This is a genomic window from Streptomyces sp. NPDC033216 (genome assembly GCF_055577115.1).
The window spans coordinates 1-20,338 of the sequence record NZ_JBVIQK010000041.1 but is presented as its reverse complement, the minus strand read 5'-3'; the positions used below and the strand labels follow the sequence as shown (position 1 = coordinate 20,338).

General features: G+C 70.0%; 17 protein-coding genes and 2 pseudogenes. 9 read left to right on the top strand and 10 right to left on the bottom strand.

Annotated features, from left to right (window positions below):
- Positions 1–9: 9 nt before the first annotated feature.
- Positions 10–201: pseudogene (locus ACZ5Y0_RS35390) on the bottom strand (alpha/beta hydrolase); the annotation flags it as partial.
- 118 nt (positions 202–319) lie between these two features.
- Positions 320–1,093, bottom strand: coding sequence for a DUF5995 family protein (locus tag ACZ5Y0_RS35385; RefSeq protein WP_469132749.1), 774 nt, complete (start codon positions 1,091–1,093; stop codon positions 320–322).
- Positions 1,094–1,755: 662 nt separating this feature from the next.
- Between ACZ5Y0_RS35385 and ACZ5Y0_RS35380 the strand changes: the two genes are divergently transcribed.
- Positions 1,756–2,556, top strand: coding sequence for a class I SAM-dependent methyltransferase (locus tag ACZ5Y0_RS35380; RefSeq protein ID WP_469132748.1), 801 nt, complete (start codon positions 1,756–1,758; stop codon positions 2,554–2,556).
- Positions 2,557–2,688: 132 nt separating this feature from the next.
- Here the strand turns inward: ACZ5Y0_RS35380 and ACZ5Y0_RS35375 are convergent, their stop codons facing one another.
- Positions 2,689–3,090, bottom strand: coding sequence for a MerR family transcriptional regulator (locus tag ACZ5Y0_RS35375; RefSeq protein WP_469132747.1), 402 nt, complete (start codon positions 3,088–3,090; stop codon positions 2,689–2,691).
- Positions 3,091–3,116: 26 nt separating this feature from the next.
- On the bottom strand, positions 3,117–3,875 hold the full coding sequence (locus ACZ5Y0_RS35370; RefSeq protein ID WP_469132746.1) for an SDR family NAD(P)-dependent oxidoreductase: 759 nt from the start codon (positions 3,873–3,875) through the stop codon (positions 3,117–3,119).
- A 740-nt stretch (positions 3,876–4,615) separates the two neighbouring features.
- On the opposite strand from ACZ5Y0_RS35370, the gene ACZ5Y0_RS35365 reads away from it, so the two are divergent.
- Entirely contained in the window at positions 4,616–5,659 is a 1,044-nt protein-coding gene (locus ACZ5Y0_RS35365; protein WP_469132745.1) for an SGNH/GDSL hydrolase family protein, read from the top strand.
- Between the two features lie 823 nt (positions 5,660–6,482).
- Here the strand turns inward: ACZ5Y0_RS35365 and ACZ5Y0_RS35360 are convergent.
- The 3 genes from ACZ5Y0_RS35360 to ACZ5Y0_RS35350 form a co-directional block, all read right to left on the bottom strand.
- A complete protein-coding gene (locus ACZ5Y0_RS35360) occupies positions 6,483–6,971 on the bottom strand; it encodes a glutathione peroxidase (RefSeq protein WP_469132744.1) in 489 nt (162 codons plus the stop codon).
- Between the two features lie 78 nt (positions 6,972–7,049).
- Positions 7,050–8,249, bottom strand: a complete 1,200-nt coding sequence (locus ACZ5Y0_RS35355) for a DegT/DnrJ/EryC1/StrS family aminotransferase (protein ID WP_469132743.1) — start codon at positions 8,247–8,249, stop codon at positions 7,050–7,052.
- A complete protein-coding gene (locus ACZ5Y0_RS35350; protein WP_469132742.1) occupies positions 8,246–9,952 on the bottom strand; it encodes a carbamoyltransferase family protein in 1,707 nt (568 codons plus the stop codon). The genes ACZ5Y0_RS35355 and ACZ5Y0_RS35350 overlap by 4 nt, the downstream gene beginning before the upstream one ends.
- Before the next feature lie 274 nt (positions 9,953–10,226).
- On the opposite strand from ACZ5Y0_RS35350, the gene ACZ5Y0_RS35345 reads away from it, so the two are divergent.
- Both ACZ5Y0_RS35345 and ACZ5Y0_RS35340 read left to right on the top strand, forming a co-directional pair.
- Positions 10,227–11,345, top strand: a complete 1,119-nt coding sequence (locus tag ACZ5Y0_RS35345) for a radical SAM protein (RefSeq protein WP_469132741.1) — start codon at positions 10,227–10,229, stop codon at positions 11,343–11,345.
- Positions 11,346–11,403: 58 nt separating this feature from the next.
- Positions 11,404–12,483 (top strand): methyltransferase, encoded by a 1,080-nt coding sequence (locus ACZ5Y0_RS35340; protein WP_469132740.1) that lies wholly within the window; start codon positions 11,404–11,406, stop codon positions 12,481–12,483.
- A gap of 44 nt (positions 12,484–12,527) precedes the next feature.
- On the opposite strand, the gene ACZ5Y0_RS35335 is transcribed toward ACZ5Y0_RS35340, so the two are convergent.
- Genes ACZ5Y0_RS35335 through ACZ5Y0_RS35325 form a run of 3 tightly spaced genes read right to left on the bottom strand, consistent with a single transcriptional unit; the run spans position 12,528 to position 14,684 of the window.
- Positions 12,528–13,073, bottom strand: coding sequence for a P-loop nucleotide/nucleoside kinase family protein (locus ACZ5Y0_RS35335; RefSeq protein WP_469132739.1), 546 nt, complete (start codon positions 13,071–13,073; stop codon positions 12,528–12,530).
- Positions 13,073–13,705, bottom strand: coding sequence for a winged helix-turn-helix domain-containing protein (locus ACZ5Y0_RS35330; RefSeq protein ID WP_469132738.1), 633 nt, complete (start codon positions 13,703–13,705; stop codon positions 13,073–13,075). The genes ACZ5Y0_RS35335 and ACZ5Y0_RS35330 overlap by 1 nt, the downstream gene beginning before the upstream one ends.
- A 55-nt stretch (positions 13,706–13,760) precedes the next feature.
- A complete protein-coding gene (locus tag ACZ5Y0_RS35325) occupies positions 13,761–14,684 on the bottom strand; it encodes a PIG-L deacetylase family protein (protein WP_469132737.1) in 924 nt (307 codons plus the stop codon).
- A gap of 564 nt (positions 14,685–15,248) precedes the next feature.
- Here ACZ5Y0_RS35325 and ACZ5Y0_RS35320 point away from each other — a divergent pair.
- The 5 genes and pseudogenes from ACZ5Y0_RS35320 to ACZ5Y0_RS35300 form a co-directional block, all read left to right on the top strand.
- Positions 15,249–17,150, top strand: coding sequence for a KedN5 family methylcobalamin-dependent radical SAM C-methyltransferase (locus tag ACZ5Y0_RS35320; protein WP_469132736.1), 1,902 nt, complete (start codon positions 15,249–15,251; stop codon positions 17,148–17,150).
- Positions 17,151–17,182: 32 nt separating this feature from the next.
- A complete protein-coding gene (locus tag ACZ5Y0_RS35315) occupies positions 17,183–17,458 on the top strand; it encodes an acyl carrier protein (protein ID WP_469132735.1) in 276 nt (91 codons plus the stop codon).
- Positions 17,459–17,517: 59 nt separating this feature from the next.
- Complete coding sequence (locus ACZ5Y0_RS35310; protein ID WP_469132734.1) at positions 17,518–18,420, top strand: glycosyltransferase family 2 protein; 903 nt, start codon at positions 17,518–17,520, stop codon at positions 18,418–18,420.
- Positions 18,417–20,120: a beta-ketoacyl synthase N-terminal-like domain-containing protein gene (locus ACZ5Y0_RS35305; protein ID WP_469132733.1), complete on the top strand. Its 1,704-nt coding sequence runs from the start codon at positions 18,417–18,419 to the stop codon at positions 20,118–20,120. The genes ACZ5Y0_RS35310 and ACZ5Y0_RS35305 overlap by 4 nt, the downstream gene beginning before the upstream one ends.
- Positions 20,113–20,338: pseudogene (locus ACZ5Y0_RS35300) on the top strand (B12-binding domain-containing radical SAM protein); the annotation flags it as partial. The gene ACZ5Y0_RS35305 and the pseudogene ACZ5Y0_RS35300, both read left to right, overlap by 8 nt.

The following is a 20,338-nucleotide window of genomic DNA, read 5'->3' as shown; positions in this document are numbered from 1 at the left end:
TCTGGATCGTCGAGGGCCAGGCCGGTGCCGGCGGTCCCGGACGAGCAGGGTCAGGGCCGCGGTCAGGCCACCGCCCGCGCTGGGCCCCGACACGACCAGCCGCCCTGGATCGACGCCCAGCTCCTCCGCATGCTCCACCGTCCACAGCAGCCCCGCGTACACGTCCTCCAGCCCCGCGGGGAAGGGCGGCGCTCGGGCGAGTGGTCTGGAACTGACCCACCGCTCGACGTTGCGCCGCTCGGCGCGCGGCGGGACGCACGCCTTGTCTCCTGGGCAGTCGGTGAGTGGTCTGCGCCGATGCAGACGCTTCCTGGCGTCGCTATGGGACAGAGGGGCGCGCCATGGCGTGGTCCAAATGAGCGATGACAGCCGGTATGTCATCGCTCTCGGTGCCGCGGATCAGTTCCAGGGCCGGACGGATGAGACCGCTCGGGTGTGCCACCAGGCGGGCGAGCACAGCGGCCCGGACGTCGAGGCGGTCGATGGTCGCCTCGCGTTCCTCCTGGCTCTGACCGGCCAGCAGGACGGCGTTGTACCAGGCCTCCTCGCGCGACTGGCGGATACTGAAGTCGAGGATCCGTTCGTCGGTGCGGGCTCCGACCCGGTCCAGCAGGGACAGCAGCGGGGACAGGGCGCCGACCGAGTCCTGAACGGCCAGCACCACCCGGCCGAGGATGTCGTTGATCAGCAGGAAGTCGTGTCGCAGCCCGTGGATGGCCCCGCCCGGGCTGGTCCGGGCGGCTGCGACGGCCAGGTCGAGGTTGATGTGCGCGTTCACGCCGAGCAGCAGGTGCTGGATGATGACGGTGCCCGCGTCGTCCAGCAGTCCGAATCCCTCGCGCCAGCAGCGCGGCCCGCGGCTGTCGCGACGCCAGGCGTCATGCGCGTCGAAGTAGCGGTTGCCGAAGGCCGTGTCGAAACGGTCCATGCGCTCACCGTCGTCGAACAGCCCACTGTGGATCGCCGTGCGGACCTCGACGGTCACCTGGCGGTAGAGCGCGGCGAAGTACCCGATCCGGTCACCGGCGCGGGTGGCCTCCCGCACGATCCCGGCGAGTCCGTCCACGACCTCGTCGATGTTCTGTGCCCTCATGCCCAACTCCCGTTCTATAGAAGGACGTTCGCGAACAAGACGCCGACTGCAGACCCGTCCTACCACCGCACGAGCACGACGGGAAGCGGCGGCCGCTCGGCGAGACGGGGGCCCTGGCAGGACCGCAGCAGCCGGTACGGGATCCCGCCGTCCCGCTACCGAGCCGCCTCACGCGCGGAAAGCGACACTCACCTCCCTTTCTGAGGTCTTGGATTCGGCGGCTTGTTCTCACCGGTGCTCGTCCGACGCCCGGTGCGCCACGGCCTACGGGCCCGTGAGGCACACTGGGGCGGCACGTCTTGCAGACGTTGCACCGGCCCTGTCCTGCGCTTCCGCCCGCCGCGGACGCGGCAGGACAGTCGAGGAGTTCTATCCGCTTGTTGGTCAGCTCGGCGGACCACCGCTCGGCCAGGTTGAGCCAGGAGGAGCCGGTGGGTGTGATGGGGTAGTTGTCCAGTAGCAGGTGCACGTCCAGGCGCGTCGGCACCTCCTGGTCGAGTTCGGTCAGGAACTTCTTGAACTCCTCGGACCGGTGCCGGCGGCGCGGGGGGATCGGCGACACCTGCGATCCCGACCACCTCGACATCGACGCCACCGACAAGCACCCCACCGCCCGAGAGCCATCGGCGGACTTGGGCGGTGCAGCAATTAGGGTACGGCGTATGAGCCAGACTCCCGTCGACCCCGTCGCGCACAACCGCCTCGCCTGGGACCGCGAGGTGGAGGAGGGCAACGAGTGGTCACGCCCGGTCGGCCCCGAGGTGATCGCGAAGGCGCGGGCCGGCCAGTGGTCCATCGTCCTGATCGGGTACCAGCCGGTCGACCCGACCTGGTTCCCGCCGGAGATCGCCGGTCGAGACGTGCTCTGCCTCGCCTCCGGCGGCGGGCAGCAGGGTCCGGTGCTGGCCGCGGCGGGCGCGCGGGTGACCGTCTTCGATAACTCGCCCCGCCAGCTGGCGCAGGACGAGATGGTCGCGGCGCGGGAGGGGCTCGACCTACGCACCGTGCTCGGCGACGCGCGCGACCTGAGCCCGTTCCCGGACGCCTCGTTCGACCTTGTAGTCCACCCGGTCTCCAACCTGTTCATCCCGGAGCTGGCGCCGGTCTGGCGCGAGTGCCACCGCGTGCTGCGCCCCGGCGGGACGCTGCTGTCCGGCTTCCTCAACCCGGACGTCTACCTCTTCGACGCCGAGTCCTTGGAGGCGCGCGGCGAGCTGGTGGTGCGCCACCGCCTGCCCTACAGCGACCTCACCCACCTGGAGCCCGCCGAGCGGGAACGGCTGTGGGGCCTCGACGCGCCGGTGGAGTACAGCCACACGCTCACCGAGCAGCTCGGTGGGCAGATCGCGGCGGGCTTCGCCATCACCGGCTTCGCCGAGGCGCCGCACCACTCGGAGGCCACCGCCGACTGGCTCTCCGGCTACTTCGCCACGAAAGCGGTCAAGGCTGGCGCCGGTTACTGACCCCCCACCGGCCGGGCCAGGTCAGCAGTGAGGCCGGCGGGCGGCTGGGCCAAGCGGGCAACGACCCCGCAACACGACGCGGACACCGCCCACGACAACTGCCCAACACTCAGAACAAACACCGTTGCAGTACTAGCCGCTGTTTTGCGCCGAGGCGGACGATCCGACTACTGGGCGGATTCGGCCACTGGTTGCCTGTCGCAACGCCGCTTCCAGCCGGTCGCGGGCCTTGGTCTGGGCGGCGATCCGTTGGTCGAGCACCGCCAACCGTTCCAGCGCGACCCGCAGGCCCTTGTCGGAGGGCGGTGCCGCAGCCACATCGCCATCCAGGCACGGCAGGAACACCCGCACGTCGTCCAGGGTGAGCCCAGCAGCCAGCAGGTGGCGGATGTTGCGGACTCGCACCTCCGTCCGCTCGTCGTAGACGCGGTAGCCGTTGGAGGACCGTTCGGAACAGATCAGTCCGGCCTGCTCGTAGTGCCGCAGCGCACGAGCGGTCGTCCCAGTTGCCCTGGCCAGCTCACCGATCCGCACCCGTCCCACCTCCCGGGCCACTCCTATCACGCCACGACCGCTCCGCCGTCGACCGGGAGTACCACTCCGGTGACGAACGATGCATTCGGGGCGGCAAGCTGGGTGATCGCCCAGGCCACCTCCTCGGGCCGACCGATCCGGGCCAGCGGGGTGTGCGCCAGCTGCCACTTCCGCACGGCGGCCATCCGCTCCGGTGTCAGGCCCTGGTGCTCGCCGATCGGAGTGTCGATCGCGCCGGGAGCGACTGCCACCACCCGGATCCCGCGGGGTGCCAGCTCGACCGCCCAACTGCGGGTCAGCAGCTCCAGAGCGGTCTTGGTCGCCGCATAGACGGAGCTGCCCGGCCAGGCCCGCTGCCCCACCGACGTAGTGACATTGACGATCACCCCGCCCGACGCCTCCAGGAGCGGCAGGGCGGCCTGAGCCAGCAGTGTGGGGGCGACGAGGTTGGTGGCGAGCTGAGTCTCGATCATCTCGGGCGTCAGCGTGCCAAGGGTGCCGCTGCGCACGATGCCGGCGTTGTTGACCAGCACGTCCAGCCGGCCGTGTGTCTCCAGCACGACCTGGAGAATCCGATCGGGCTCGCCTTCGGCCGTGATGTCGGCGCTCAGTGAGGTGATCCGGCCGTTCTCGGCAGCGGTCTCCTTGAGCGGCTCGACTCGCCGCCCGATCGCGATCACGTGGGCGCCCTCGGCGGCGAAGGCGCGGGCGGTGGCCCGGCCGATCCCGGTGCCGGCTCCGGTGATGGCGACGATCCTGCTGGTCTGCAGTGCGGTGCTGTTCATGCCGGTCAGCGTTCAACCCTGCCGCCAGTGGCAAGGTCAAGCAGCGCCTGACGGGCAGTAGTCACCGCAGTGGTCGCCGGGAACGTAGCGACGCCAAGTTCCCAGCCTCGGCGGGGAGACTCGCCTCGTATGGAAGAAGTTCGACCCCAAGACCGCGGTCCTGGAGATCGTCTAGCACAACCCGTCCAAGACGCCGGCCGGTCTGGGCACCTACCCGCGCACCAGCTGCACCGCAAGGGGCAGCATCGGCAACACATCGTTCCGAGGGGTCGGGTGGTGATGCTTCGCCGTAGGAGGGCGTGGGCACGGCGCCGGTACGCGCTGCTGCTCCTTCCCGCCCTCTACACGCTGAGTGCCTGCGGCATTCCCACGACCGGCGTGGTGGAGGGAGGGTGAGCCCGCCGGTGGCGTGGTGCCGACGGTGCGGGTCCTGTTCGTCCGGGACGACAGCTTGGTGGGCGTCAGCCGTCGGACCGTCCGGGCCGGTCGACGGCGGCTCGGCGCTGCGGATGCCGTTCCGCGTCGCCGTCGCTCACGTCTTCTTCTTCTCGCGCGCGCGAGACTAGCAGGCTGTGCCCGAGCCAGCGTGAAAGATCCGGACACTTAGTCCGATTGGATGATGGCGGACCGATTCACCGGACAGGGCGGGACGACGGCGCGGATGATTTTAGTGAGGTGCGTTCCGCTCCGGGCGTCGTGCTCCGGCCGTCCGGACGTCTTCGGCTGATCCTGGAGGATCCATGCGACACCCTGTCACCCGCCCGCGCACGCGAGTCCTGGCTGTGGGGCTCGCGCTCGCCGCGGCCACGCTCTTACCCTCCGGCTCCGCCGAGGCGACCGACCAGTACGAGTGGGCCGCGCTCGGCGACTCGTTCACCGCCGGCGTCTTCGTCGGCGACCCGGTTCCCCCGCTGGGGGATCCGTCGCAGGACGGCTGCGCCCGGACCAGCGGCTCCTACCCCAGCGTGGTCGAACGGGAACTCGCCGAGTTCCCGCCGGGCAAGTCCGTCCGCCTGACCAACGTCGCGTGCAGCAGCGCCGTCATCGCGAACATCGCCAAGGTCAAGCAGACGCCGATCAGCCCGGTCCAGACCCCTGCCGACGGCTGGCCCGCGGTGGACACGCAGATCAAGCGGGCCGGGCTCGACGACGAGACCGACGTCGTGACCATCGCCATCGGCGGCAACAGCCTGCCCTTCGGCGACATCTTCCCCAAGTGCCTCGAGCAGGGCTCTATCGGCAAGTCCTGCCGCGAGTACTTCACCGACCCCCCCGAGGGGGTGGAGAGCATCCGAGAGAGGCTCGCCCGGGTCCAGGCCGAGTACATCGAGATGCTGGCCGAGGTACACCAGGCCGCGCCCAACGCCAAAGTGATCAACGTCGGCTACCCGGCCATCATGCCGGCCGAGGCCAGTGACTGCGACCTCGGGTCCCTCACCGAATTCGGCACGACCACCCACGCCGACATCGACTGGCTGCGTGACGACGTCCTCAAGCCGCTGAACAAAACGATCAAGCGGGCCTCGTCGTTCTTCGGCGACCGCTACGTCAACGTCTACTCCTCCAGCGAGGGCCACGACGCCTGTCAGCCCGCGGGCACCAAGTGGATGGAAGGAATCTGCGGCGACGCCGCGGCCTACTGGCCCACCACGTTCCCCGGTACGTCGGTGGACTGCGGTCCCATCGGCAAGCACGCCACGATGATCCACCCCAATGCCGCGGGACACGCCAACACCGCGGTCCGGGTGGAGCGAGCGATCCGCATCGCCCTCCTCCAACACTGACCCACCGGCCCGAACCCCGACGCCGGAGCCCGGCCCCCCCGGCCGACGGCTCCGGCGTCGGGGCGTCTACGCGGTCACGCCGAGTCCGAAACAGCCATGGGGACGCGGTCAGGCGGGCCGGTGCTCCGCGTGCGGAATCGGCCCGGTTCTCGTACAGCCACGGCCAGGTGTCATCTGCGCATGGTCGGCCTGGTCAGCGGCGGGGAAGTCCCCTGCGGTGCACCGCCTGTTCACTGCGACGGCGGACCATCCACCAGGGACAACGGCCGCGCTTCCGCGAATGAGGTGTGCGTATTTATTTCGGCAGCACCTGATCAGGTGTCACTCCCCCGCGTCATGTCCGTCTGCCGTAGCGACACGAGAACTGCGCCTACCTGGTCCGCGCTCACGAGCGGCACGATGAGGGCCTGCACGAGTTCGGCAACCGGGTCACCGGGAAGGCACGGAACCCCTGGTGCTCGTCGAGCACCTCGCGCGTCTGTCGGGCAACCAGTTGAGGTTCGCCCAGAAGCGTGCCCCGGGGTGGATCTGGTGTCCGATCAAGCCGATCATCGCCCCGCGCCGGCCGACGCGAGTGGACCTCACCGGCCCCGATCTGGTGGAACGCCTCCAGCGACAGGTCCTCGACCCGCCGCCGACGACGTGCTGCACACGCTCGTTGAACAGGCCGAGGACCAAACGAGCTCCGTCATGGCGGCGTTGCCGGCGCAGGCCCAGCGCGAAGGGGAGAAGCCATGATGCCCGGCGCCACACTGTACGCAGGGCCCGGTGGACGACGGAGGACCCCGTACTCTCCGTGGCGCGGCCCGGCGCGGGGCGGTGATCAGGACGGCAGCAGTGCTTCGATCCGGGCGATGACGTCGGGGGCGTCCGGCTTGACGCGTGACCCGATGCGATGGGCCACGGCACCGTCGGGCGAGACGAGGAACTTCTCGAAGTTCCACTCGACGTCCCCGGCCACCCCGCGTTCATCGTGGGCGGCGGTGAGGATCTCGTAGATCGGGTGCCGTCGCCCGCCGTTCACGTCCACCTTCTCGAAGAGGGGGAAGGTGACGTCGTACGTGGTGGAGCAGAACTCCTGGATCTCCTCGGGGCTGCCCGGTTCCTGCTGCCCGAACTGGTTGCAGGGGAAGCCCAGGACGGCGAACCCGCGGGGTCCGTAGCGCCGGTGCAGCTCCTCGAGCGCCGCGTACTGCGGTGTGCGGCCGCACTGCGAGGCCACGTTCACCACGAGAAGGACCTTGCCCCGGTAGGGGCTCAGGTCACCGGGCTCCCCGGCGAGTGTGCGGACGGGTATGTCGTACAGGGACATGTCGGCGCGTCGCTCCGCTTGTGTCGGTGACGGTCGTTCGGTCACATCGGTCGGACGGTTCGGTCGCCCAGGGATCGTTCAGCCGGTCCCGGTGACGTCCTGGTAGCTCTTGCGGAAGGCGGCGACGACGGCGTCGACGTCCTCGTCGGTCATGGCGGCACCCAGACCGATGGTGACGGAGCGGCCGAGGAGTCCCTCGCTGGTCCGGTAGCGCGGGGGGCGCTCCCACTCCACGCCCCAGGGTGTCCGCCCTTCCCGTACGGCGCGGTTGGCCGTGACCGGCTGCCCCTGGTACATGGTGTGTGCCGGGACGCCGGCGGCGTTCAGGTCGGCGACGAAGGCGCGCGCCTGGAGACGGGAGTCGAGGAACAGCGTGAGATCGCCGCCCGATCCCTCCTCGTCCGGCAGCCTCCGCCAGCGGACCGGCAGATCAGCGATCTCGCCGCGCACATGGCGTGCCACGTCCCGCAGACGCCGGCACATGGGGACCAGCCGGGGGAGCTGCGCGGACAGGACGGCCGCGGTCAGCTCGGTCATGCGCAGGTTGACGCCGACGAAAGGCGGGCTGTCGCCGGTTCCGCGCGTCGCGCCCTTGGAGGTGGTGAACTGGCCGCCCTGGTCCTGGTACCGGGCCACCCGGTCGTACACGTCGGCATCGGTCGTGGTGACCGCGCCGCCCTCACCGGCGGTGATGTTCTTGTCGAGCTGGAAGCTGAACGCGCCCGCGTCGCCGAGGCTGCCGACGGGCCGTCCCCCGTAACGGACGCCGGCGGCCTGGGCCGCGTCCTCGATCACCCGCAGTCCGTGCCGCCGCGCGACCTCCAGGATCGGCTCCATGTCGGCGGCGACGTTGTTGAGGTGCACCGGCATGACACCCCAGGTCCGCTCGGTGATCCGCTCCTCCAGCAGCGCGGGGTCCAGGGTCAGCGAGTCGTCGACCTCGGCGAAGACGGGGATGCCGCGGGCGGCGACGACGGCGCCGACGCTGCCGACGAAGGTCACGGCGGGCACGATCACTTCGGCCCCGGCCGGGATCCCGAGGCCGATCATCGCGGCGGTGAGCGCGGCGGTGCCCGACGACACGGCGACGGTGTGCGGAACCCCCGCGACCTCGGAGAACGCGGCCTCGAACAGGTCGGTCCGGTGGCGCAGATCCGGCCCGTAGTAACGGAACAGCGACCGTGACCGGATCACCTCCAGGGCGGCGGCCTCCTCTTCCGCACCCCACAGGGCGAGGGCCCGCCAGGTCTCGTACCGCATCCCCGGGTCGCCCGTCACGCGCCTGCCTCCGTCACCGTGTCGAGGTCCGTCGCGCTGTGCGCCACCACGAAGTCCTCCAGGAAGAGATAGTCGAGCTGGCTCGGCCCGAAGAAGGCCAGCGCCTGCTCGGGGGTCTCCACGATCGGCTCACCGCGGTCGTTGAAGGAGGTGTTGAGCACCACGGGCACGGAGGTGAGCTCGCCGAACCGTTCCACCAGTTCGTAGAAGGCGCCGTTCGCCTCCGGCGTCAGCGTCTGGACCCGGGCCGTTCCGTCCACGTGGGTGATGGCCGGCACCTCCCGGCGCTTGTCGTCCCGCACCGGCGCGACGATCAACATGTACGGCGACTCGATGTCGAGCTCGAAGTACTCGGAGGCCCGGTCGGCCAGGACTGCGGGGGCGAACGGACGGAACGCCTCGCGGTGCTTGACCTTGCTGTTGAGGATGTCCTTCATCTCCGCGCGGCGGGGGTCGGCGAGGATGCTGCGGTGACCGAGGGCACGCGGTCCGAACTCCGAGCCTCCGGTGAACCAGCCGATGAGCGCGCCCTGCGGCAGCAGGCCGGCGGCCAGCCGGGCCGGCCGCTCCACACGCCGGTAGGGCAGGCCCGAGGCGTCGAGCGCGCGCTGGATCTCCTCGGTGCCGTACCGGCGGCCGAGGTAGGTGTGGCGCTGCGGACGGGGGGCCGTGCGGGGGGCCTTCGGACCGCGCGGCCGCGGCTGCTCGCCGAGGACGTGGTAGCCGTAGTAGGCGCAGCCGACCGCGCAGCCGTTGTCGCCCGCGGCGGGCTGGGCGAAGACGTCGGTGAACGGCGTGTTCCGCAGGATCTTGCCGTTGGCGACCGAGTTGAGGACGACACCGCCGGCCAGACACAGGCGGGTGAGGCCGGTCTCCCGGTGCAGCCAGCCGGCGGCGTGCAGGACGGCGGTCTCCAGCAGGTCCTGGGCGGCCCAGGCGAGGTCGGCGCCGCGCGCGAAGCGCTCGTCCCCCTCAAGTCCGTCCAGGGCGTGCTCGACGAAGTGCAGCAGTCCGCCGTCCTTCAGGTGCAGCTCGAACCGGCCCTCCGGCAGCAGGTCGAGGTGGCGCCGGAACTCCGCCCGGTAGCGGTCGGTCCCGTACGGTGCCAGCCCCATGGTCTTGCCGTCCTCGGTCAGGTACCAGGGGCCCTCCTCGTAGAGGGTGAAGCCGATGGCCCTGCTGACCGCCTTGTACATGAAGCCCAGCGAGTGGTCGCTGTCGCCGGCCTGGTAGACCCGGGTCTCCCGCAGGCCGTCGGTGCTCCAGTTGGTCCCGTACACCTTGGAGATCTCGGTGATCTCCGTGCCATTGCCGACCGACATGGTCATGGTCTCGACGCCCTGGCCCTCGAACAGGCTGCCGGCGCCGTCGACCACGAGGACCGCGGCCTCGGGGAAGGGCGAGGGAAGGAAGGCGCTGGCCGCGTGCGCCATGTGATGGCGGATGAGCGTCGTCCGGCTGCGGAACGGGAAATAACAGCTGGGCAGCAGGGTGTCGTCCGCGACGATCGCGTCCACCTCGGCGAGACGGACCCCGTGCGTCGTCAGGCAGTACCGCCAGCACTGGTTCGCCAGAGAATTCACATTGACCGCGTATTTGCGGCGGGTCAGCCGCTCTTCTTCAATACCGACGGCGATCTCACCGTTCTCGACGAGACAGGCCGAGAAGTCGTGGTTGGAACCGCCGAGCCCCAGAGCGAGCATACTGCCGTCCTTACTCCCGTTGCAGGTCTGCGGATTTGGCGAGTACGTGGGGCGTAACGCTACCCGGTCACAACGGGTCAGTCAGCAGGCGAATATGAGCCATCCTCAGGCCGGATCAAGTCGAGTTCCAGCCGACCGCCAGCGCCCCCGGTAGTCCTCATTGACCCGGTCTTCCAGGTGAAGTTACGATCGTCGCTCAACGGAAGAGTCATGCGCGAATACGACCTGGGTGCGGTGATAAGGCATGGCCCTGAAAAGTCATTATCGTGATGCGATGTTCGCGCATCGCGATGGGCAGAACCGTCTCAAACTCCTGATGAACGACATGGTCATCGAGGAGCAACTGTGCCAGATGCGGTGCTCCTACTGCCTCACCGAGGACTTCAACCTCCTCATGGAGGTCCCGGACGCCCGACTGCGCCTGACCACCGACCGGCGAGCGGACTGGCACGAGATCCTCGACGCCTATCACCGTCAGGTGGACAGCCCCATCATGCGCCTGAGTGGCGGTGAGTTCTTCTGGCTGAAAGGCTCCACCGAGTTCGTCGCGGAGTGCAGCGAGAAGTACGAGGTCGTGCAGGTCATCACCAACGGCGCCTTCCTGACGCCGCACCGGCTGGAGGCGCTCGCCGCGCTGGGTAACGTCCAGCTGTGCCTCTCCCTCGACGGCCACACGCTGGAGATGAACGGCCACCGGCTGCCGCCGAAGCAGCACCGGCTCTTCGACGTCATCATGCGGCACCTGGACCACGCGGTGGAGCTGGGCATCCCCATCGAGATCCAGTCGGTGATCAGCGACCTCAACGCCACCGGCCAGGCGGACTTCGCCGAATTCCTGCTCGAGCGGTACGGGCGCGGCGTGATGCTCTACTTCTTCCCGGTGCGCGGCGAGACCAGGACCACCCACGCACCACCCCTCGGCGACCATTTCGCGCCACTCCTCGAGCGTTACGACGAACTGTCCGCGGTGCTTCCCCCGCGGGCCTTCGTGGAACACATCGGGAATCAACTGCGCACCGGCGTCCGTACCCTGCGGTGTTACGCGACGGCCACCATGGTGCAACTCTTCGGACAGGGAGACGTCTCCTGCTGCCCGTACGCCTGGCTCAAACCCATGGGCAACATAAAGGAGAATCCCGAACTCATCCACGAACAGTTCGGGAAACACCAGCACTACGATATGTTCATGCAGCCCCGGCCGCGCTTTCCGTACTGCAAGAGCTGCACCGGACCGATCGACGTGGTCAACCTCTATCTGTTCGGCGGCATCTCCGAGCAGGAAATCGCGCGCTGCGCCCCGTACGCCGGACCCCGCGCTCTGGAACGGCTACGGGAGTTGAAATCGGCGTTCACGCCGGTCTCCGAGCCGGCCGGGGAACCGTCACCCAGCTGATCCCGTGGGCGACGGAATGCCAGAAGACCAGAGCATACCGAGGCCTCGAGGAGACGAAATGATTTCCGTGGATGGGATGTCCGGCGACGATTTCGCGGGTGCCGGGCTGCAGAGGCTTCTCACGCTCCCGCAGCACGATCTGCTCACGCTCGCCGGGGACTGGCTCGGTGAGCTGGCGCCGTGGCGGAACCCCGAGACCCTGGCGGCGATCTCCACCACCCTGGCCGCCGAGTCCGTCCTGTCCTCCCTGTTCGTCTTCGGGGAGCGGGTGGCGGAGTCCGACGTCCGCTCGGAGGTCCCCGGACCCCTGCTCGACCTCCTGCTCCGCGCCCGGGTGCTCTCCGAGGAGTCCGGGAAGGTGTCGGCCGACTACTGCCTGGTCCGCGGGGACGGCATGTCGCTGCTGGCCGCCTGGCGGGCGGCGGGACGGGACACGGGCTCGTACGCGCCCTGGGTCGGCACCGACTCGATGACGCTCTCCCGGCTGGTGGCGGCGCGCCGCGGTGCCCGGTCGGCCCTGGACCTGGGATGCGGCACCGGCATCCTCGGACTGTCGGCGGCCCGCAACGGTGCCGAGGTGCTGTCGGTCGACGTCAACCCGGAGTGCACGGCGGCCGCGACGGTCAACGCCCACATCAACGGGCTGGCGGACCGGCTGACCGCCGTCGAGGGGGACATCATGTCCCTCTCGCTGGACTCCCGGTTCGACCTGGTCGTCTCGAACCCGCCCTGTCTCCCGCTGCGCCGCGGCTCGCTCGGCTGGCTGGCCGGCGAGGCGGGGCTGGACGGCCTGGAGTTCTTCTGGGAACTCCTGCGCCAGGTCCCCGGGCTCCTCACCCAGGAAGGTGAGGCGCTGCTGCAGGCCGCGGCCTACGGGGACGAGCGCGGGCCGTTCTTCGTCCCGGAGCTGGAGGCCGAAGTGCGACGCCTGGGGGTCTCCGGGCGGCTGCTGCTGCGGCCCTCCACGCCCCCGCGCTGGCCGGCCTTCGCGCCCCGCGACGAGGAGCAGCAGCTCACCGGCCCGCTCGGCGACGAGGTCCGGGAGTACGTCACTCGGATCGGTGCCACCCACTACTACGGATTCGTCCTCTCGGTGCGACTCGACGGCGAGGGCCTGGCGGTGGGCCGCTTCCAGTGACCCGGCACCCGGGGGTGGAGCCGGCCCACGGCTCCACCCCCGGGTCATCCGGTGACCGTCGGAGCGCCGGCCGCCCCGAGCCACCGCGGCCCGAGCTCGGCGCGTTCCAGAGCCGCGACCGCGTCGGCCGCCTCCATCAGCGTCAGGTGCGTGGTGTCCACCAGCCGGACGCCGGGCACGTCGGGCACCTCCGCGTCTAGGTGACGCTCGGCCAGCCTGCCCTCCACGAACAGCCGGCCGCCCGCGTCGCTCTCGATCCGGGTGGCCAGCGCCTCGGCGTCCGCCCGCAGGCCGTAGTAGACCGCCTCCGCGCCGACTTCCTCGAACACCTTCTGGAAACGCTCGTAGGCACGGCCCGCGAGGACCACGCCGGTGACGATCACGACGCGAGCCCCCCACTCCCGGTAGACGGGCAGGGCCGCACGCACGGTCGAGGCCATCAGGTCGTACACCTCCTCGCCGCCGTTCCACGGATGGACGATGGGATCGCAGTCCATCGCGGCGGCCGGGACGCCGTACCGTGTCACCAACTGGTGACCCAGCCGGGTCTTGCCCACGCCCGGGGCACCGGTGATCACCACGGCGCGCATCAGTTGGCCCCCTCGCGGACCGTGCCGACCAGGCGGAAGCCCAGGTGAGGGATCTTCAGGAGCTTCGCACCGGAGTCGATGTCCAGGAACTTCTGCTTCAGGACCGACGTCACCTTGTTCACGTCCTCCCCGCCCGTGGCCTCGGTGAGTTCCTCGCGGGAGACGATCTGGCCCGGCCGGTCGGACAGCAGGCGCAGCAGCCCCGCCTCGGCGTCGGTCACGGGCGACGACTTCGCGGCGGAGCTCAGCGAGCCGTTCGCGAGAGTGAGCACCTGGGTGTTCTCTGACGGGGTGACCGTCTTGAGGTAGCTGAGGGTCTCCACGAGCCGGGACCGCCGTAGGGGGCTGGCCAGCGTGAAGCTGTAGCCGGCGGTGACCGCCGCCAGGACCTCGGCGGCGGAAACGCCGTCCAGCACGGCGACGGCGTAACCGCCCCGGCGTTTGAGGTCCGCCACCGACAGGTCGTCCGGCCGGGCGGCGGCGACCCGGTGGAAGGAGACCAGCAACGCGCCGGGCGGTGGGGCGTGGCCCGTCGCGGGGTCCGTGACATGCAGGGCGAGACCCACCTCGGCGCATGCCTCCGCGAGGACCTCGAGGTCCGCCGGTGTCAGGGACTGAGCCAGTGCGTACATGGGAAACCCTTCACAGAGCGGCGGGGCCGCGGTCGCTTGTCGGGTGGGGAGAGGGTCAGAGGCGCATCAGCCAGATCCGCTCGGCGGCCGGGAACCCGGAGCCTTCCGCCAGGCGCACGCCGTGCCGGCGGATGCGCTGGATGATGCCCTTGCGTACCTGGATGCGATAGGCGCCCAGCGCCTCGCACTTGGTGAGCGCCGCCTCGTCGTCCACAGGCAGCAGCTCCGGGCGCAGTGCGCCGAGTCCCTGCTCGGCCAGGCGCGCGCCGATGTTCTTCGCGGTCTCCTCCGCGGAGGAGAACAGGGAGTAGGGCTGGTCCTCGTAGAAGGCGACCCGCGCCGTGCCGAGCCGACCGGTCCGGGCCAGTTCCAGCACCGCCTCCCGGCAGGCGACGTGGTCGACGTGGCCTCCGACGCCGAGGGGCGCGTAGATCAGGCCGGCGCCGTCCAGCAGGGGGGCGAGCCGTTCGGTGAGGGCGTCGAAGAGCTGCGGTTCCTCCCGTGCGAACCCGTCGGACCAGGCCGGATCGGTGAAGAACCGGTCCCGTCTGAGGTCGCGGTCGGCGGCGTCGACGAATCCCAGCAGCTCCACCTGGGCGCGCAGCACACGGGCGGCGACGCCCTCCTCGTCCAGCAGCAGGCGCTGGGTCAGCGCCGGGCGTTCGGCGTAGTACGGGTCCTTGGTCCAGGTCTCGACGCTGAAGACGTCGAGGAACCGGGCTCCCTGCCGGGCCACCGTCCCGCCGAGGGCCAGCGCGGCGTCGTCCGGATGCGGGGACACGACCACCGCGGGTTCGGTGGCCGGGGGGCCGGGCGTGAGCGGGGGTGCCATGAGCAGCAGCCCGTGCCGGCGCCACAGGCCGATGGTCTCGCGGTCCGCCGCGGGGAACCGGTCGAGGGGCCGGCTGCCGTCGCAGTGGGACAGCAGGGCGGCGTCACGGTCCGACAGGTGGCCGTGCCCTTCGACCTGACGCCCCATGAAACGGAGCTCCCCGTCGGCTGTTTCCACGTGCGGCAGGGCCGTCGGGCACCAAGTGTCAGGAATCTTCGTCATGTAACTCCGAGCCCGCGGTGACGAATGACAGACGCCATATGGACGGAGCATACAGATCGCCTTCACGCGCGCCCAGAGCCCGATCCAAAGAGGCAGAAAATGGGGGGACGGGTGGCCGAAAATACCTTGCCCGGATGGTCACCATCTTCTTCGGGAACCACCGGGACGATAGCTTTCCGGTCATTCATTTCGCTTCGCAGGTCACTTCCGGGGACTCGCCCCGGACCGCGGCGGCGGCCAGGGCCGCGACGGCGCGGGCACAACGAAGTTCCCATGTCAGCAGCCCTGTCCCCGGAGGCGCTGCGAGCGACCGTCCCGGGCCCGGACGGTCGTCGTCATCGAGCCGTCGGCATGGCCGAACACGTGCGAAACGCAGGGAATAGGCCACGCCGACGGCCCGGTTCCGGAGGCGCCATTGCGCCGGGAATCTTCTGCTGTAGCCTCGAAGTGCGATTTGGCCTGTCGGGCGATTAGAGGACGAGGCAGGGAATGGAGACTCGCGTACTGCTTGTTCAGCAAGGAGTCTGGGGGAATTCCGCGGCCTCCATGCCGCTGGCGATCGGCTACCTCAAGGCCTACGCCGAGGCGGACGACCGCATTCGACGCCGCATGGACATCTCCATCAGGAACTACCCGGGCGACGCCGGTCTGAACGCGATGGCCCGGGACCTGATACGGGACGGCTGTCCCGACATCCTCTGCTTCTCCGTCCTCGGCTGGAACTTCCGCGCCTTCGGCACCCTCGCGGAGACGTACAAGCAGATGAACCCGCAGGGCTGGGTCGTCTTCGGCGGCAACCACGTCGCCCACCAGGCCGAGCGGGTCTTCCGTATGTTCCCCCAGGTCGACGTGGTGGTGAACGGTGAGGGGGAGCTGATCTTCCGGGATCTGCTGAACGGCTACCTCGACGGAGCCCACCGCGGGGAACTCCACGAGATCAGCGGCATCTCTTTCCGCGAGGCCGACGGGAACCTGGTCACCACCCCCGAACGCGAGCGCATTCAGGACCTCGAGATCCTGCCGTCCCCCATTCTGACCGGAGCGGTACCGCTGGTCGACGAAAAGGGTCGTTTCCGCTACGACTACGCGTTGATGGAGACGAACCGCGGATGTCCGTACAAGTGCGCCTTCTGTTATTGGGGAGGCGCCACCGGGCAGAAGATGCGGGCATTCTCGCGGGAGCGGCTGCGTGAGGAACTTGAACTGCTGGGACGGCACGGCGCGGAAATCCTGATGCTCGCCGACTCCAATTTCGGACTCCTGCGACAGGACGAGGAATTCCTAGACGATCTGCTCCGGGTGCGCCGCAAATACGGGTTCCCTAAGAGACTCGAAACCTCCTGGGCCAAGAACAAGTCTCCCGGTTTCTACCGCATCATGGAGAAGATGAAGCAGTCCGGGATGCACAGCGCCTTCATCCTCGCCCTGCAGACGATGGATGACTCCGTGCTGGATCTCATGCGCCGGCGGAACATGAAGCTGAACGACTGGGAAAGCCTCGTCGCCTGGCTGACCGACCACGGCATCACGCCGTATCTGGAGCTGATCTGGGGGGCGCCGGGCGAGACGGTCACCTCGTTCCTGGAAGGTTATGACCGGGCGGCACGGCACACGCCGTTCATCGCGGTCCACCCGCTGATGCTGCTGCCGAACACCGAGTACCACGACAAGCGCGAACAGCACGGACTGGTGACCGTGCGCGGCGAGCAGGACGACTTCGACTACGTGCTCTCCCACAAAACGATGACACTCGCCGACAACGAGCGCATGCTCCGCTTCATCTGCTGGAACCGGGTCCTGGCGCGGAGTCTGTTCCTGCACAACATCTGGGTCGCCCTGCGCGCGCTCGCCGACGTCCCCCAGTCACAGGTGCTCCTCAGCTTCTCCGACTGGATCGAGGAGAGCGAAGACCCCGAGGCCAGGGAACTGCACGCGGTGGCCAGGCCGACGAGCTCCGCCAGTGAACTCGTCGACCCCAACGTCTGGCGACTGCTCACCAAGCGGCTGCTGCGGCAGTGGTGGGAGGAGGCCATGCGTCCCTCACTGCCCGAGCACCTGCTGCCGGTCCTCGACGAGGTGTTCCGCTACGACCTGCTGTGCCAACCGGTCCGCCAGCTGCCCGACGGATCGGGTCCCGAGGAGGACCTCCCGGTCGTCAACAAGTACGGCGAAAGCTGGTATCTGCGCAGCGACACGGAATTCACCCATCCCGTGCCCCGGCTGATCGCCGCGCTGCGACGCGGAGAGACGGTGAGCACGGAGCCGGAGCGCCACACCGCGGACTTCTACTACCGGACCGAATTCGGCGGTGACCTCCAGCACTACTTCCGCATGGACCGCTTCCGCGGGCTGACCGAGCAGCAGCTCGACGAACAGTTCACCAAGGTTTGACCGAGATCCTTCACCACGGGAGACAAGAGACGATGGACCGCGCCGGGCTAATTCGGGAACTCCACGAGATCGCAGCGGGCATGACCAAGGGCGAGCACCGGGTGGCACCCCAGGAGGGCGACGCCAGCCTCGTGGACCAGTACGGGTTCAGTTCCCTCGACGCCCTGGAGTACCTGCTGATCCTCGAGGAGAAGTTCGATGTCGTCTTCGAGGACGAGGACCTGACGGAGGAGACGCTCTTCTCCATCGAGGGCCTCGCCACCTACATCCTCCAGCAGAGGGCCGGCGAGAGCCGCTCCCTGACGTGACGGCCATGACACCGGCGGCCGCGCGGCCGGGTGGAGCGCCCGGGGAGGTGGCGGTCAGCGTGGTCGTTCCGACCCGTGACCGGACCACCCGACTCCTGCTCACCCTGACGGCCCTGGGACACCAGACCCTGGACCGTGAGCGGTTCGAGGTCGTCCTCGTCGACGACGCACCGGAGCGCGGTGCGGTGGAACAGGTGCTGTCCGCCCTTCCCGCGGGCCTGCCGGTCCGGCCGACCACCACGGGCGGGCGCGGGGTGGCCTGCGCCCGCAACACCGGGGCCCGGCTGGCGCGCGGGGAGCTCCTGCTCTTCCTCGACGACGACACCATGGCCACACCGGGGCTCCTGGAGGCGCATCTCGCGGCCCACCGCAGGGCCGGTGCCAGGGTGGTGCACGGCGCCGTCACCGACCTGTCCGCGTTCGCGCTGACGCCTGAACCCCAGCCCCTGGACACGGCACTGACGGGTGCCCGCGGCCGCACGATCGAGCCCGCCACCGTCGCCGACCTCGACTCCGCCGTCCCCCTTCTCGGGCCGCGCCGCTCGTTCATCGAGAGGACCGCCCGGCAGGTGACGCGGTCACCCGAGTACGCCCCGCTGCGCTGGCTGAGCTGCATCGGCACCAGTACCAGCGTCCGGCGCACGGTGTTCGAAGGGGTCGGTGGCTTCGACGAGCACTACGGACAGCTGTGGGGCGGCGAGGACCTCGAACTGGGACTGCGGCTCGCCGCCGCGGGCGCCACCTTCGAACTGCTCGACGAGACCGCGTACCACCTGCCGACGGCCCGCCGGGACACCGGCGACCTCCTGCCGAGGTTCTGGCGGCGGGTCGCCGACCGGCACGGCGACGCGCGCCTCGCGGACGTCGGTCCCTTCCTCGCCGGCCGACTCTCCCTCGACGAGCTGGCCGCGCGGCTCGGTTCCGCGGACCGTGCCCTGGCACCCGGAACGGCGGTGTCATGACGCACCCGAAGGCAGGCACGGTGATCGTGGGCGGTACGGCGCCGCGGTCGCTGGACGGTCTCCGCTCCCGGCAGGACCTGTCCGTCCTCGCCGCCCGAGAGTCTCTGCCCGCTGCCTTCGTCGACGTGCTGTCCGCGGCGCTGGACCGCCTGCCCGCCGCCCTGCGCGACGGTGTGCCCGTGGTCATGGCGGCCACGGACTACTGCGTGGCGGCAACCTCCCAGTACGTCGGCCGGTGCGTGGAGGCGGAGGCGGGGGGCCGCCGGCTGCGGCCGTCCGAGGCCATGACCCCGGAGCCGGCGCAGTTGCTCCAGGAGCTGGCGGAGGCCAGTGGATGGAACGGGACGGGCCATGTGCTGATCAGCCCGCGCGCGGCCACCCTGCAAGCGGTGCGCTGGGCGTGGGGCGCCGTCTCCGCGGGGCTGCACGACGCGATGGTCGTGTGCGAGGTCGTACGGGCCGCGCACGAGGACGGCTACCGGGTCGCGGCCGTCCCGGTGACCGCCGCCGACGGCGCCCGCGCCCCGCAGACCGGCGGACCCGGCGGATCGTCCGTGGTCGTCTCCGGCACCGGCCTGGTCACCGCCTTCGGTGACGGGGGGACCGCGTTCTGGCAGGGCCTGCTGGACGGCCGGCGGGAACTGTCCGAGTCGACCCGGTTCGACGCGTCCCGCTTCCGCAGCAGGACGGTGTGCCAGACGCGGGTGGAGGCGCCACCCGGGCTCCCGACACGCCGTGCGCTGCTGGACCGGGCGCGCGCGGAGGCGCTGCGGGAGGCAGGACTCGACGAGCTGCCGGGCCGGACCCTGCTGGTGTCGGCCGGGGTGGTCCCGCACCTCCCGCAGGTCGGCGACGCCCCCCGGATCGACGAGATCGCGGTGGAGCCCGACTGGGACGGAGACGGATCGGGTGTCGCCCCGCCGGACGCGGTGCTGGTGGCCCACGCCTGCGCGTCGGGCGCCTTCGGGCTGGCCATGGCACGCGAATGGCTGCTGTGCGGCCTGGCGGACACGGCCGTCGTCACCGGGGTGTCGTCCCTCAACGCCTACGACTACGCCTGCCTCGACGTGCTGCGCGCGACGAGTACGACCGCCGCCCGCCCGTTCGACGAGGACCGCTCCGGCGTCACCGTCGGGGAGGGCGCCGGGGTGATCGTGCTGGAGACCGCCGAGCGCGCGGCGGCCCGCGGGCAGACGCCCCTGGCGACGCTCAGCGGGATCTCCTGCCGGGTGGCGGGGCAGGGCATCAGCCGGCTCAACGCGCACATCGGCGCCGCGTGCATGCGCGACGCGTTGGCCATGGCCGGCCTCACCACCGTCGACTACGTCCACGGTCACGCCCCCGGCACCCGGCAGGGCGACGAGGCCGAGCTGCTGGCGCTGGACCAGGTCGGCGCCGAGCACGACTGGCGGGGCGTTCCGGTCAGTTCGTACAAGGGGGCGGCCGGCCATCTGCTGCACGCCTCGGTCTTCCCCGGTGTCGTGGTGGCGGTCCGGGCCCTGCGTCATCAGGTGCTTCCGGGGACCCCCGGGCTGCGCAAGCCCCTCGACGCGCGGCATGTGCGGGTGCTGCGCGATCCGGAGCCCTGTGACGGGATTCGTTCCGTGCTGGTGAACAACTTCGGGTTCGGCGGCAACAACGCCGCGTTCCTCCTGACGGGGGGCGCGGCCGGGCGCATGGAGTGGAGTACGGATGGCTGACGCGGTGCTGATGACACCACGGGAGATCCTCACCGGGTTCTCCAGTGTCAACAACCAGAACGTCCTGATCAACGACGAGGAGTACCTCCGCCTGGACCCGGCGATGCGCCTCTTCTACGAGAAGGTCCGGGAGAACCTGGGGGTGGCCTGTATCGCCGGTCACCTGAGGTCGTGCGGCTATTCGGTGCGGGCGCTGAACCTGCACGGGCGCAACCCCA

What these genes read in the sequence shown, in the direction of transcription:
- ACZ5Y0_RS35345 (WP_469132741.1), top strand. Translation starts at nt 10,227, where the DNA reads ATGTTCGCGCATCGCGATGGGCAGAACCGTCTCAAACTCCTGATGAAC.
- ACZ5Y0_RS35330 (WP_469132738.1), bottom strand. Translation starts at nt 13,705, where the DNA reads ATGTACGCACTGGCTCAGTCCCTGACACCGGCGGACCTCGAGGTCCTC.
- ACZ5Y0_RS35385 (WP_469132749.1), bottom strand. Translation starts at nt 1,093, where the DNA reads ATGAGGGCACAGAACATCGACGAGGTCGTGGACGGACTCGCCGGGATC.
- ACZ5Y0_RS35320 (WP_469132736.1), top strand. Translation starts at nt 15,249, where the DNA reads ATGGAGACTCGCGTACTGCTTGTTCAGCAAGGAGTCTGGGGGAATTCC.
- ACZ5Y0_RS35315 (WP_469132735.1), top strand. Translation starts at nt 17,183, where the DNA reads ATGGACCGCGCCGGGCTAATTCGGGAACTCCACGAGATCGCAGCGGGC.
- ACZ5Y0_RS35365 (WP_469132745.1), top strand. Translation starts at nt 4,616, where the DNA reads ATGCGACACCCTGTCACCCGCCCGCGCACGCGAGTCCTGGCTGTGGGG.
- ACZ5Y0_RS35305 (WP_469132733.1), top strand. Translation starts at nt 18,417, where the DNA reads ATGACGCACCCGAAGGCAGGCACGGTGATCGTGGGCGGTACGGCGCCG.
- ACZ5Y0_RS35335 (WP_469132739.1), bottom strand. Translation starts at nt 13,073, where the DNA reads ATGCGCGCCGTGGTGATCACCGGTGCCCCGGGCGTGGGCAAGACCCGG.
- ACZ5Y0_RS35360 (WP_469132744.1), bottom strand. Translation starts at nt 6,971, where the DNA reads ATGTCCCTGTACGACATACCCGTCCGCACACTCGCCGGGGAGCCCGGT.
- ACZ5Y0_RS35325 (WP_469132737.1), bottom strand. Translation starts at nt 14,684, where the DNA reads ATGGGGCGTCAGGTCGAAGGGCACGGCCACCTGTCGGACCGTGACGCC.
- ACZ5Y0_RS35350 (WP_469132742.1), bottom strand. Translation starts at nt 9,952, where the DNA reads ATGCTCGCTCTGGGGCTCGGCGGTTCCAACCACGACTTCTCGGCCTGT.
- ACZ5Y0_RS35380 (WP_469132748.1), top strand. Translation starts at nt 1,756, where the DNA reads ATGAGCCAGACTCCCGTCGACCCCGTCGCGCACAACCGCCTCGCCTGG.
- ACZ5Y0_RS35370 (WP_469132746.1), bottom strand. Translation starts at nt 3,875, where the DNA reads ATGAACAGCACCGCACTGCAGACCAGCAGGATCGTCGCCATCACCGGA.
- ACZ5Y0_RS35340 (WP_469132740.1), top strand. Translation starts at nt 11,404, where the DNA reads ATGATTTCCGTGGATGGGATGTCCGGCGACGATTTCGCGGGTGCCGGG.